The 13,342-nt window shown below is 54.6% G+C and carries 11 protein-coding genes and 1 other RNA gene; 3 read left to right on the top strand and 9 right to left on the bottom strand.

Translation table 11 applies throughout. The annotated features are described in order from the left end of the window. Positions 1-2 precede the first annotated feature (2 nt). The 7 genes from mraY to mraZ are packed head-to-tail and all read right to left on the bottom strand — an operon-like array spanning position 3 to position 7,372. Entirely contained in the window at positions 3-1,085 is a 1,083-nt protein-coding gene (gene mraY / locus CWE14_RS06310) for a phospho-N-acetylmuramoyl-pentapeptide-transferase (protein WP_126798594.1), read from the bottom strand. Continuing rightward, complete coding sequence (locus CWE14_RS06305) at positions 1,079-2,470, bottom strand: UDP-N-acetylmuramoyl-tripeptide--D-alanyl-D-alanine ligase (protein ID WP_126798593.1); 1,392 nt, start codon at positions 2,468-2,470, stop codon at positions 1,079-1,081. Before CWE14_RS06305 ends, mraY begins: the two co-directional genes overlap by 7 nt. Next, positions 2,467-3,942, bottom strand: coding sequence for a UDP-N-acetylmuramoyl-L-alanyl-D-glutamate--2,6-diaminopimelate ligase (gene murE, locus CWE14_RS06300; protein WP_241972338.1), 1,476 nt, complete (start codon positions 3,940-3,942; stop codon positions 2,467-2,469). Before murE ends, CWE14_RS06305 begins: the two co-directional genes overlap by 4 nt. Next, entirely contained in the window at positions 3,935-5,671 is a 1,737-nt protein-coding gene (locus tag CWE14_RS06295; RefSeq protein WP_126798591.1) for a penicillin-binding transpeptidase domain-containing protein, read from the bottom strand. The genes murE and CWE14_RS06295 overlap by 8 nt, the downstream gene beginning before the upstream one ends. Continuing rightward, the gene (gene ftsL, locus CWE14_RS06290) at positions 5,662-5,979 is read right to left on the bottom strand and encodes a cell division protein FtsL (protein ID WP_126798590.1); all 318 of its coding nucleotides are present in this window, start codon (positions 5,977-5,979) and stop codon (positions 5,662-5,664) included. The genes CWE14_RS06295 and ftsL overlap by 10 nt, the downstream gene beginning before the upstream one ends. After that, complete coding sequence (gene rsmH, locus CWE14_RS06285) at positions 5,976-6,917, bottom strand: 16S rRNA (cytosine(1402)-N(4))-methyltransferase RsmH (RefSeq protein ID WP_198676551.1); 942 nt, start codon at positions 6,915-6,917, stop codon at positions 5,976-5,978. Before rsmH ends, ftsL begins: the two co-directional genes overlap by 4 nt. Next, complete coding sequence (gene mraZ / locus CWE14_RS06280; RefSeq protein WP_126788556.1) at positions 6,914-7,372, bottom strand: division/cell wall cluster transcriptional repressor MraZ; 459 nt, start codon at positions 7,370-7,372, stop codon at positions 6,914-6,916. The genes rsmH and mraZ overlap by 4 nt, the downstream gene beginning before the upstream one ends. Positions 7,373-7,645: 273 nt before the next feature. Between mraZ and CWE14_RS06275 the strand changes: the two genes are divergently transcribed. Further along, on the top strand, positions 7,646-9,814 hold the full coding sequence (locus CWE14_RS06275) for a putative bifunctional diguanylate cyclase/phosphodiesterase (protein WP_126798588.1): 2,169 nt from the start codon (positions 7,646-7,648) through the stop codon (positions 9,812-9,814). Here the strand turns inward: CWE14_RS06275 and rnpB are convergent. Together rnpB and rsmI are read right to left on the bottom strand one after the other, a co-directional pair. Next, positions 9,813-10,182: RNase P RNA component class A (rnpB, locus tag CWE14_RS06270), an RNA gene on the bottom strand. The genes CWE14_RS06275 and rnpB overlap by 2 nt on opposite strands. A 36-nt stretch (positions 10,183-10,218) precedes the next feature. Then, the gene (gene rsmI / locus CWE14_RS06265) at positions 10,219-11,091 is read right to left on the bottom strand and encodes a 16S rRNA (cytidine(1402)-2'-O)-methyltransferase (protein ID WP_126798587.1); all 873 of its coding nucleotides are present in this window, start codon (positions 11,089-11,091) and stop codon (positions 10,219-10,221) included. A gap of 77 nt (positions 11,092-11,168) precedes the next feature. Here rsmI and CWE14_RS06260 point away from each other — a divergent pair, with 77 nt between their 5' ends. Continuing rightward, entirely contained in the window at positions 11,169-13,022 is a 1,854-nt protein-coding gene (locus tag CWE14_RS06260) for a penicillin-binding protein activator (RefSeq protein WP_157981784.1), read from the top strand. Further along, a complete protein-coding gene (locus CWE14_RS06255; RefSeq protein ID WP_126798585.1) occupies positions 12,991-13,341 on the top strand; it encodes a YraN family protein in 351 nt (116 codons plus the stop codon). The genes CWE14_RS06260 and CWE14_RS06255 overlap by 32 nt, the downstream gene beginning before the upstream one ends. Position 13,342: the final 1 nt, after the last annotated feature.

The raw sequence follows: 13,342 nt of genomic DNA, 5'->3' as shown, positions 1-13,342 counted from the left end.
ACTTACCTTAGTTTGAGTGTGGCCAGGCCAATTAATACCAGTACCAATGAAAGGATCCAGAAACGCACGATAACCCGCGGTTCCGGCCAGCCTTTTAATTCATAGTGATGGTGGATCGGCGCCATCCGGAAAACCCGTTTGCCGCGCATTTTATACGAGCCCACCTGCAGCATGACCGACAGCGTTTCAATAACGAACACCCCACCCATAATGAAGAGAACCAGTTCCTGCCGAACCAAAATGGCGATAATGCCAAGTGCTGCGCCCAGTGCCAGCGACCCAACATCGCCCATAAACACTTGTGCCGGATACGTGTTAAACCACAGAAAGCCCAACCCGGCGCCGCAAATTGCAGCGCAGACGACGGTTAGTTCCGCGGTTTCCGGGATATAGGGGATCTGCAAATAGGCAGAAAAATTGGTGTTGCCGGTCACGTAAGCAAACACACCCAGCGCACCCGCGACCATCACCGTCGGCATAATAGCCAGGCCATCAAGGCCGTCGGTCAGGTTGACCGCGTTGCTGGTGCCGACAATGACAAAATAAGCGAGCAGCATGTAAAAGGCACCCAGCTGCGGCATCACGTCTTTAACGAAGGGTATTAGTAGCGCCGTTTCTGCACTTTGCCCTGCGCTCCAGAAAAGGTACACCGCAACGGTTCCGGCAATCACCGACTGCCAGAAATATTTCCAGCGTGCAATCAGGCCGGCCGGGTCTTTGCGTACCACTTTGCGATAATCGTCAATAAAACCGACAAGACCGAAGCCACCGATAATAAATAAGGTTACCCACACATACCGATTGCTTAGGTCAGCCCACAGTAATACTGAGACAAAGACTGAAATCAGGATCAGCAGGCCGCCCATGGTCGGGGTGCCAGTTTTACTTAAATGACTTTGCGGGCCGTCGTCGCGAACGGTTTGGCCGACCTGTAAACGGCGCAATGCCCGGATTACTTTCGGACCCAGCCACAGCGACAGCATTAAGGCGGTTAGGATACCCAGAATGACACGCATAGTCAGGTACTGGACAACATTGAACCCGGTATAAAAGAACTGCAAATAATCCGCTAACCAAACTAGCATGTGGAGTACCCCACTTTTGCTTTAGCAGTGTAGTCACGGATCGATTCAACGATCCTTTCCATGCGCGCGCTGCGCGACCCTTTTACTAAAATAGTGACGTCGTTTTTCTGCTTCATAATTGTTATTAGTGCATCCACTAGTGCGTCGTTATTATCAAAGTGCTGGCCCCCATGGCCGTTGAACATCTGGCTGGCACTCTGGCTGAGGCCCCCCAGAGTAAACAGACTATCAATCCCTGCGTCGATAGCATAGGTTCCTACTTCTTCATGGTATCCCCGAGCATGAGCACCGAGTTCACCCATATCACCGAGGACCATCACCCGATAGCCGGTAAAGCTTGCCAATACATCCAGCGCCGCTTTGGCTGACGCTACGTTGGCGTTGTAGGTATCATCAATCACCCGCAATCCGGGGGCCAAATTGTATACATTCATTCGCCCCGGTACTGGTTTCAGACTGGCAATCCCGCTGGCGACATCCTTCAGAGTGCTTCCGAGTTCCATACACAACCCAGCCGCAGCCAGGGCATTGGCGACATTATGCGCGCCGGGCAATGGCACCGAAACGGCCTGCTGCTGATCTTTGCAGTGCAGGGTGAAATGCGCACAGCCCTGCTCATCAAGTTCAACGTCGCTGGCTTTGACATCCGCAGTTGGATTATTCACGGCGAATGTTTTGTGCACCCGGTTGGCATACTCGCGTTGCCAGAACTGGTCAAATTCCGAGTCGGCATTGGTGTAAATCACACCATCCTGCGCCAGCCCTTTAACAATTTCTGATTTTGCCCGGGCGACACCCCAGATATCCCCGAACCCTTCAACGTGTGCGGGCTGAACATTGTTGATCAGGGCTACATCGGGTCTGACTAATGCGCTGGTATACCCAATTTCACCACGATGGTTGGCGCCCAGTTCTATCACTGCAAATTCATGTTCGTGGGTTAAATTAAGTAAGGTAAGTGGCACCCCAATGTCATTATTGAAATTGCCCTGAGTCGCCAGCACGTTGCCGCGTTGACGCAGGATCGCCGCGCACATTTCTCTGACCGTGGTTTTTCCGCTGCTACCGGTCAGTGCCACGGTTTTAACATCGACCTCGGCTTTAACTGCGGCGGCTAAACGCCCTAACGCATAACGGGTGTCTTCTACCACCACCTGAGGCACATCCAGCGCCAATTGCTGGCTGGTCATGATCGCCACGGCGCCATCCGCAATAGCTTGCTGCGCATAATCATGGCCGTCAAAGCGCGGCCCTTTGATAGCAATAAAAAGGTCACCCCTGCGCACGTCGCGGCTGTCGATAGTGACCCGGCTGATGTCTGCGTTGCCACCATGTAAGTGACCATTCACCTTGCTCGCAACCCAATTAATATCAACGTCTATCATAGGGCGACCTCGTTCATACAGGCTGCTACCACAGCGCGCTCGTTGTAATCCAATGTTTGTGTTCCGACGATCTGGTAGTCTTCATGACCCTTTCCGGCCATCACTACCACATCATCAGGCTGGGCATGTTGCAGGCTGTAGCGCACTGCTGCCTCCCGTCCGGGATGCTGAATTATTTGTGCGCTTCCGGTCACACCGCTGACCACATCGGCGATAATTGCCTCAGCCGACTCGGTACGCGGATTGTCATCGGTCACCACCACGATATCAGCATGCTGGCTTGCTACATTGCCCATTTGAGGGCGTTTGCCGCGATCACGGTCGCCACCACAACCGAACACACACCATAACTGGCCCTTGCAATGACGACGCGCGGCTTTAAGAACCTGTTCCAGCGCATCCGGGGTATGGGCATAGTCGACAATGGCGAGCGCCCGCTGCGGCGCGCTGAAGGTTTCCATGCGACCGGCGACCGGTTGTAAAGTCGATAACAGCGGCACTACATCGAGTAAGGTGTAGCCTTCACTCAGCAGCACCAATAACGCGGCTAAGGCGTTACTGACATTAAATTCACCCAGCAACGACAAGCGTGCCGCCACCTGCTGACCCTGCCAGTGCAAGGTAAACTGTGCACCCTCGTGGTCAAATTCCAGACCCGTTGCGCGCAGAACGCCTTCGCCGTTGTAGCCGTCAGCGGGGGCTTCAAGACTGTAACCATAGGCTGGTCGCGCCGACTGCTGATACCAGCCACACACGATCGGGTCATCAAGGTTATAGATCCGCGCACGAGCCGGATAATGGTCGAATAAATCCTGCTTTGCAGCGGCGTAGGATTCCATCGAACCGTGGTAGTCGAGGTGGTCACGGCTCACATTCGTCGCCACCACGGCTGCAAAGCGTAAATCGTTAACCCGCCCCTGAACCAGCGCGTGGGAGGAGACTTCCATCGCCACCACATCCGCCCCTTCATTGGCGAGACCCGCTAAACGTGACTGCACGGTCAGCGCGTCGGGGGTGGTATTTTTTTCTGCCAGCAGCGCATCGATAAAGCCGCTCCCCAGCGTACCGAGCACCGCGGCTTTTTCAGCGAGCCCCTGGTATAGCTGGGCCACCAGGTGAGTCACCGTCGTTTTACCATTGGTACCGGTCACTCCGATTAATTTAAGACGCTCACTTGGCTGGTTATAAAAGCGACCACCAATGGCTGACAGTTGCTCGTTTAAGTGTGGTACCGAAATGATCGCAACAGCGTCACGCTGCTCAATCGAAAAGTTGTCTGCTTGCTGTAAAACAGCCCTGGCGCCCGCTTGCAACGCGGCATTAATAAAGTGGCGCCCGTCCACCTGATAGCCAGGTACAGCAACAAAACAGTCGCCGTGTGTAACCTGGCGACTGTCAAGTTTAAGTCCGCTCACCTCAATATCGGGCAGCGTTTCAGGTGCGTCCGGGAGTAACTGGATGAGTTTAATCACGTTGCCCCCCAAACCCTGCTGAGCGTAAAGTAGCTGGTGAGATGTCATCCGGTGCCACATTCAGGATCCGCATACTGCCTTCCGCTACCGTAGAAAAGAGCGGCGCCGCCACGCTACCGCCATGATAGGCATCACCCTCTGGTTCATTGATCATTACCGCAATCGCAATGCGCGGGTTCGAGGCCGGAATAACGCCGGCAAACAAGCCCACATATTCATCGCCGTAACCACCCGGCACCGCTTTTCGTGTGGTTCCGGTTTTACCGGCAACCCGGTAACCGCGGACCCGAGCCTGACGGCCGGTGCCGTCGCTGCTCACCACTGATTCCATCATTCGCAATACGTCTTCGGTTAACTCAGGTTCAAAAACCTGCCGTCCCTCATGCGGGTTTTCCAGCGCCAGCACGCTAAGTGGACGCTGCACCCCGCCATTACCCAGAATCGCATACATCTGAGCAAGTTGCATGGTCGTCGTTCCCAGGCCATAGCCATAGGATAACGTCGCCACTTCAAAGTCAGACCAGCTGGTGCGGTGGCGGATTAAGCCCATGCTTTCGCCAATCAGGTTTATCCCGGTGTCGCTGCCAAAACCAGCCCCAGCGTAGGTATGCAACAGGTCGTCAATGTCAATCGATAGCGCCAGCTTACTGATCGCTACGTTGCTCGAATGCTGCAAAATTTCCGCTAGGCTGAGTTCACCGTAATTGCGTGCGTCCTGAACCCGGCGCCCGCCGAGTCTCATCCAGCCAGGGCTGGTATCAATGGTGCTGTCTAAATCAACCACGCCCTGCCGCAGCGCCTCTAACATAACCAGCGGCTTAACCGTCGAGCCGGGTTCAAAGGTGTCAGTAATGGCACGGTTGCGCATCAGGTGGGGCAGCATTTCCTGACGGTTATTCGGGTTATAGGACGGGCTGTTCACCATCGCCAGGACTTCCCCGGTGTGGACGTCAACCGCAACCAGCGACCCCGATGACGCGCCGTGATAACTCACTGCTTTTTTCAATTCGCGATAGGCCATTGCCTGAATGCGCTGGTCGATGGAAAGGCGCACATTCTGCGGGTATTCAGCCTGGCGAACTTCGAGCTCTTCAATAACCCGCCCCTGGCCGTCTTTGCGATACTGGCGCTGACCAGGCGTTCCGGTTAGCATGCCATCATAAACCGCTTCGATACCGTCGAGGCCTTCACCATCAATATTGGTAACGCCAATAATGTGCGAGTTGATTTCCCCGGTAGGGTAAAAACGACGCGATTCGTTTTGCAGATAAACGCCAGGAATATCCAGCTGCCGCACATACTCAGCCACTGCCGGCGTAACCATGCGTTTAAGATACACAAAGCGCCGTTGCGGGTTATCAACCCGCGCTAATAAGTCATCCACCGGGGTTTGAAATACGTCAGCCAGCGCCTGCCAGCGCCGCATATCTTCCAGTCCGCTTTGCTCATGCATGCGCAGTGGATCCGCCCATACGGTCTGCACTGGCACGCTGACCGCCAGCTCAACGCCGTTGCGATCGGTAATATTGCCACGCTGAACTTCACTGTGGGATACCCGCAGCGAGCGAAGATCACCTTCATGGCGCAGCCGATCCGGTTCCACCACCTGAATAAAGGCCGCTCGCCCAACCAGACTGAAAAACACCAGTCCGATCATGGCCAGCATAACCTGAAAGCGCCATTGAATAGGTTCAGGTCGCAGGATGCGTTGGTTACGTTTTACCGCCATGGTACCAGCACCTCCTGATCATCCTTCGGCCGCTGCATCGATAGATTGCGCGTAGCCAGCTGTTCAATACGGCTGTGCTCGGCCAATGCGGTTTGCTCAATCACCAGGTGACGCCACTCTACATCCAGCGCATCGCGCTGCTGCAGAAGCTCTTCGCGGTCTGCGACCAGTTCACGATTGAGGTGGGTCAGATAAATCACCCCAAGACTGGTGGCAACAGTCAGTGCCGTCAGCGTGAGCAACCCTAAATGGCGCCCCAGATCCTGACGGATCACATGCAGTAACGTGGATTGTTGTAGCCGGCTCATGCTAAACGCTCCGCAATCCGAAGGACGGAGCTGCGCGCTCGCGGGTTCGTCTGTACTTCAGCCGCTCCAGGTTTTATCGCACGGCTCAAGGGCTTTAAAGTACAGTCTTTCAGTCGTTCAGCTTCCGTCACCGGTAACCCGGCAGGCAACTGTGCGCCGTCACTTTGTTGTTTGATAAAGCGCTTGACCAAACGATCTTCCAGGCTGTGGAAGCTAATCACTGCCAGCCGGCCACCCGGTGCAAGCACCTGAATAGCGGCATGCAGAGCCGTTTCGGCTTCTTCCAGCTCCTGATTTACATGAATGCGGATCGCCTGAAACACACGTGTAGCCGGATGTTTGTGTTTTTCTTTCACCGGACTTACCCGTGCGATCAGCCCCGCAAGCTGCGCAGTAGAGAGAAAAGGGGTGGTTTTACGGTCATGCTCTATGGCCCGCGCGATACGTCGCGCATAGCGTTCTTCACCATAGTGTTTAAATACATATACCAGGTCATCAATCGAGGCCGTGTTAATCCACTCTGCCGCAGACTGACCCTGTTCCGGGTCCATGCGCATGTCCAAAGGACCGTCACGCATGAAACTGAAACCACGTTCGGCGTCATCAAGTTGTGGGGACGAGACACCTAAGTCAAATAAAATGCCATCAACCTGGCCGCTGATTTGCTCGCGTTGCGCGGCTTCAGCCAGAGTGGAGAAAGGAGCTTGGATGAAGTGAAACTGGGGGTGTCCGGCGAGTTCAGCGGCGGCTTCTGCAGCACGCGGATCGCGGTCAAACGAATAAAGACGACCCTCTTCGCCCAATTCGTTAAGAATTGCACGACTATGCCCGCCACGACCAAAGGTCATGTCGATGTAGGTTCCATCCGGGCGAATCGCAAGTGCTTCAATGGCTTCATTGAGCAGTACCGGAACATGTTTGGCTGGCATCGTCATTATAATGTGAAATCTTTTAGTCGGTCTGGAACTTCAAAGTCGCCACGCTGCTCAATTTCAATGTCACGTTTAATTTGTTCGTTCCAGGCGTCTTCTGACCAAATTTCAAATTTGTTCAGTTGACCAACCAACATGACTTTCTTATCGAGCGCAGCATGGCTGCGTAGAATGGGAGCTATCAACAAGCGGCCATTTTTATCCATGTCACAATCGTGGGCATGCCCGAGAACCAGCCTTTTTACCCGGCGTTCAGCAGGCTCAAAATTGGAAAGCCCCGCCAAATACTGCTCCACCACCTTCCATTCAGGCATGGCATAGAGCAACAGACAGGGTTGCAGAGTATCAATAGTGCAGACCATCTTACCTTCAGCCTGCGACAATACCTGGCTACGATACTTACTAGGTATCGCCAGTCGGCCTTTGTCATCAATGCTTACAGCAGTTGCTCCACGAAACATGATCGTCTCCGGGATCGCAGCGCGATCCACTTTTCTCCACTATTCCCCACAATAGTACAGTCTAGGCGTCATAAAAGCACCCTGTCAAGCAAAAACAGGGGCTTAAGAAGCATTGCTTTACCTTATTTTTACTGGGCTTTGAGCAAGTTCATGAAACTGGGTGGGAAATTGTGGGAGAAAATGAATGAGCCAACCTACTAATACTTTATATTGATCTAATTTTGACCATACTGGACTATGTATACATATTACCAGAATAATTAGGTTGTCCCTATGGTTGCGATGCGTCGCTGGTTCATTCTTTTTCTTGTCGTTAGCTTCGCTGTGCTACAAGGGATCCTGATCGCGTTACTCAATAGCTATCAGACACAACAGGCAAACAACGAACGTATCGCTGCATTTCAGCAACTTGCCACCCTGCGCGCTCAGTTTGACGGTCTTCTCAATGCCAACCTCGCCAGCATGCGTGGCTTGCGTGCCGAATTCATGGCCAACCCAGCGATCGACGAACAACGCTTTGCTACGCTCAACCAATACCTGCTGGCTGATGATCTCCATACCCGCCATGTCGCCGTAGCGCCAGATCTGGTGATCCGCTATGTCTATCCACGCAATGGCAACGAGCAGGTCCTGGGTACTGACTACCGCCAGCTCCCCACACAAATGGAGTCAGTTCGTCAGGCTATTGAAAGCGGCGATATCGTATTTCAGGGGCCAGTCCCCCTGCTGCAGGGAGGAGAGGCCCTGATCGCCCGGGTTCCCTTAGTCCATGACGACAATAACTGGGGTATTATCTCACAGGTTTTGGATCATCAGCGACTCTTCGCTGATGCCGGGATTGGCCACGGCGACTCATTGAATACTGCATTGCGCGCTGGTGACGACCATCTCGCCGGTGATGATCAGATCTGGAATCACGACGTGGTTGAGCTGCCCATTCAGCTGGGTGTGTTGCAGTGGTCACTGGCCGGCTATCCGACATACGGCTACTGGGCACCGCCCTGGTGGCACTACTGGCCTTTGCTCCTGGCTGGGAACCTGGTCATTGCCGCCATCCTGGCGTTGTTTATTGTGGTCTTCATTAACCATCGTCGACTTCAGCACGCGTTCTCGCAGATTACCGAACAAGCACAGCGGGACCCGTTAACCGGGCTTGTTAACCGTGTCTATTTGCGCCAGCTGCTGGGCCGCTATATCGACTATTGCGAGACGCACCAGGTAAAATTCTGTGTCCTTTTTATCGACCTCGATCATTTCAAACAAGTGAATGACAGTCTGGGCCATGATCTCGGCGATCAATTGTTGATTACCATCGCGGAGCGGCTCAGTAATCGTCTCCGTGAACGCGATATTGTCGCGCGGATCGGTGGCGATGAGTTCATTTTGGTGCTCAAAGACGTCGACGATCTGGAAACCTGCATGAACCTGGCCAACCAGCTGCAGCAGACGCTGACCCAGCCGGTCGAGCTGGACGGTCATCATATCCACATGCATGCCAGTATTGGCATCGCCATGTATCCGGAGGATGGCGAGGACGTCATGACGCTGATAAAACATGCAGATGTGGCAATGTACTCAGCGAAAAGTGCGGGCCGTAACACCAGTGCCTTCTTCGACGCCAGTATGCAGCGTTCCGCCGAAAGCCAGCTCAAACTATCCGAGGAGATGCGTATCGGTCTCAGCAGCGGTCAGTTCGTGATTTACTATCAACCAATCGTCACCCCAGCCGGCGCGATAACGCATCTGGAGGCTCTGATCCGCTGGCATCATCCCCAGTTGGGGCTCCTCAGCCCGGCCCAGTTTATTCCCAGCGCCGAACGCAACGGAATTATTGCAGTTCTGGGTGACTTTGTACTTACCCAGGTGTGCAGCGATCTGGCCTCATTGCGGGCCCTGATCCCAGGCGTCAAAGTCAGCATTAACCGCTCGCCGGCTGAATTCAATGATCCGCAGGTGGCGTCGCGCTGGCTGGCGATCATGGCTGAACATCAGGTTGTCAGTCACGATGTGATTTTCGAAATTACTGAGTCCATGCTGATGCCGGATCAGCCTCGTCAGCATGCGCTGATCAATCAGCTTGACGAAGCAGGTATTCAATTAGCAATTGATGACTTTGGCACCGGCTACTCGTCGGTCAACTATGTCCGTCGCTTTCCAATTCGTCTGATTAAAGTAGACCGCAGCTTTACTCAGCACCTGGCAGAGGACAGCCGGGTGGTGGCGATGGTCGGTGCGCTGGTGCAAATGGCGAAAGCGCTGGAAGTACAAGTGGTTGCCGAAGGCGTCGAGACCCAGGCTCAGGCGCAGATGCTTGAGACACTTGGGGTCGATTATTTGCAGGGGTATCTTTATACCGAGCCGTTACCGCGTAACGAGCTGGCTGAATGGTATCCAGACTATGCCGCCAGGCTTTCAGCCAGCGGCATAGTACAGATAAAATAAGGGGAGTCAGCCAGTAAGCCGGGTTCTGTCGTGGACAATCATTCGTCTAGGACTACAGTCGCCTGTAGCCTCCAGCAACCTACCCGGATCCGAGGCGGGCCACCCCAAGGATCCCTATTTGGTCTTGCTCCGGGTGGAGTTTACCGTGCCACGAACTGTTGCCAGCCGCGCGGTGCGCTCTTACCGCACCCTTTCACCCTTACCTGTTCCCACTCCGAAAAGTGAGTCATCGGCGGTTTGCTCTCTGTTGCACTGGTCGTCGGCTCGCGCCGCCCAGGCGTTACCTGGCACCCTGCCCTATGGAGCCCGGACTTTCCTCCCCCCACATACCCGAAAGTATGCAGGCAGCGATTGCCCTGGCTGACTCCGGCGGACATTGTACGCGCCCAGGGGGGCAGGTCAATCTATTCTTGTCCACCCTGGCGGCCGTCGCCCTGTTGCTCCAGGCCCCATTGGTAGAGCTGGTTTTTACGTACCCCATAATGCTCAGCCACCACCGCAGCGGCTTTCTTTAATGCCATGTGGGGTAACAATTGCAGCAATAGTCGGGTCGCATCTGCTGGCAGTGCATCGGCGGCCCGTCGTGCACCGTGTACCATTACTACAATTTCACCACGTTGCTGATTGCTGTCCGCCGCCACCTGGTCAATCAACGACGAGAGGCTACCAGCAAGGAAGGTCTCAAATTGCTTGGTCACTTCACGCGCCACGACCGCCTGACGGTCAGCACCATAGACGTCCTGCATATCCCGTAATGTGCTCAAAATACGACGTGGTGATTCATAAAACACCAGGGTCCCGCTCTCCTCGCTGACGGCAGTGAGCTGGCTGACCCGGGCAGCAGATTTAGCCGCAAGGAAGCCAACAAACAAAAAGCGGTCTGTCGGTAGTCCAGCGGCACTTAACGCAGCGATCGCCGCACAGGGTCCCGGAATAGGCACCACTTGAACGCCCGCTTCACGACAGGCATGAACCAGCGGGTACCCCGGGTCGCTGATCAACGGGGTTCCCGCATCACTGATTAACGCAATATTTTCACCCGCCAACAAGCGCTTGACCAGGTACTCACTACGCTGGCGTTCGTTGTGCTCATGCACCGTGGAAAGCGGTCCTTCGACCCCATAATGATCAAGCAGCAGCCTGCTGTGGCGGGTGTCTTCAGCCATAATCAGGTCCGCCTGCTGCAATACCTGAACCGCACGGTAGGTCATATCGCTAAGGTTCCCTATCGGCGTGGCAACAATATAAAGTATCCCGCTGGGTGACTCAGACCGCATATCCTATAGCCCTTTGATTGTGTCCTCGCCGTTGGGCGTTTATAGTATGGACATGTGAATTACCAAGAGCGTTTATTGTGCCAAAGAAGTTACTTGCCTGCATCGCTATTTTCGCCCTCGCGGGTTGCGCGGGTCAGCCATCTGCACCGGTTACAGACCGATCAGCTATAGAGGATGAGCCGTTAGCGGACACCACGACGCTCATCGATGCCAGCCCGGAGGACTTCCTTGAACGCGCAGCGCTCGCTGAGAACCGCGCTCAGACCTATCAGTTCCTGCTCCAGGCCAGCGAAGCTTTCTTTGCCCGTGGAGAATGGCAGCAGGGTGCATCGGTGTTGAGCCAAATGGAAGATGTCGCCCTGCCCAGCCGGCTACGCACTGAATACCTGATGCAGCGTGCCGCCTTGTTGCTTTACTTCGAACAGTGGCAGACAGCGCAACAGATTCTTGATGATATTGAGCGAACCAGCTCCCGCGAGCAGCGGGTTGCCCTTTTACGCCTGTATTATCAATCCTACGCAGGGCAGCAGCGACACCTCAGTGCCGCCCGTCAATTGGTCGAATTGTCGACCTACGATGAGCAGGACCATAATCCACGGATCTGGCACCATCTAAGCCATGTGCCCGCCGGGTACTGGCGCAATGCTGCCCGCGAAAGTAGCGAGCGGATGCGCGGCTGGACCAGCTTATTTACCCGTCTGACTCAGGCACTTGACTACCGGGAACCCGTCGCGCCGACATTAGAGCGCTGGCTGCAACAGTTCTCCGGCCACCCCGCCCGACAACAAGTTGAAGACGTGCTTGCCGACCAGCCATGGCTCCACGAGCAGCCTCGCCGGATAGCGGTTTTGTTACCTTTGAGCGGCCAATTCGGACAGCAAGGCCTGGCGGTTCGTGATGGCGTGCTTGCCGCGCTAAGCAACGAACGAAATGAAGACGTGCTGTTTATCGACACGACCGCCTACAATGCCGACGAAGTACTAGAGCGTCTGCAACGGGAAAATATAGAAGCGGTAATAGGTCCATTGTCTCGCGATTATGTTAACCGTTTCGCCGCGACGCTGAACGCACAGGACGAGCCGATGCCCTGGGTTCAATTGTGGCTCAACCGCACACCAGATGATTACCAGCCGGGGCTGGACAATTTTTTTGCCCTCGATATCGATACCGAAGTTGAATCCGCGGTTGACTACCTTAGCCAGCGCGACCACGAAAATGTCCTGGTGCTAGGCGCTGATACCCAACGTGGACGGCAGCTCGCCAACCAGTTTGAAAGTCAGTGGGTAGCTAAACACGGCGTGACCAGCGTCCATGTTGGCCGTTACAGTTCAAGCAATGACATGCCTGACCGGGTAGCAGAAAGCCTTCACGTGCGCGATTCCAACAACCGTATCGAGCTAGTCGAACGGGCCGCCGGCACTACTACCATAGAGTCTGAACCACGTAGTCGACGTGACGTCAGCGCTATCTACCTGCTCGGTGATGCAGCCCAGGCGCGGCTGTTAAAACCCTTTATCGAAACTAATATCAGTCCGTTTGCCCGCCGCCTGCCGGTCTTTGCCTCATCCTCGGTTCACGAAAGCTCAGACAGCCGCGGCAGCAGTGACCTTGACGGCATTGTGTTTTCAGAAGCGCCATGGCTGTTACCACGGCATTCTGAGCGCGCTCTATTTGAACGCTTTCAACAATTGCGTCCGAATCAGTCACCCTCGTCGCAACGGCTTATCGGGATGGGCTATGATGCAATGGAACTGTTACCCCGCCTGAGTGTAATGAACTGGCTGCCCGGTTACGACCATCCGGGCTTAACCGGGCAATTGCGTATTTCTGAGCATGCCATCAGCCGTCAGCTACACTGGGCCGTATTCGACAACGGCCGTATAGTGGAGCAACGCGGAAATGAGCAGTCGTTCAGTGGGGACACACTTTGAGTACCAGGCAGAAGCGTATTTGAAGGCGCAGGGGCTGACCCTGGTGGAGCGTAATTTTCGCCTCCATGGCGGTGAAATTGATTTGATTATGCGCGACCAGGACTATTGGGTCTTTGTCGAAGTTAAGTTCCGCTATAATGCGACCGTCGAGCATCCGCTGGGGCAGATCCGCCAGGGTCAGCTACAACGGATCCGTCACTGTGCAAAAGTTTATCTTTATTCCAATGATTTGTCCGAGTATCTTACCCCCTGTCGGTTTGACGTCGTCGCCATTACGGCCGACCCGGCGGAGTTACTCTGGGTCAAAGACGCTTTTTAAA

The organism is Aliidiomarina soli, from assembly GCF_003986975.1.
In the GTDB taxonomy this organism is placed as follows: Bacteria; Pseudomonadota; Gammaproteobacteria; order Enterobacterales; family Alteromonadaceae; genus Aliidiomarina; species Aliidiomarina soli.
The sequence above is the reverse complement of the archived record's forward strand: the minus strand, read 5'-3'. Positions and strand labels throughout refer to the sequence as shown.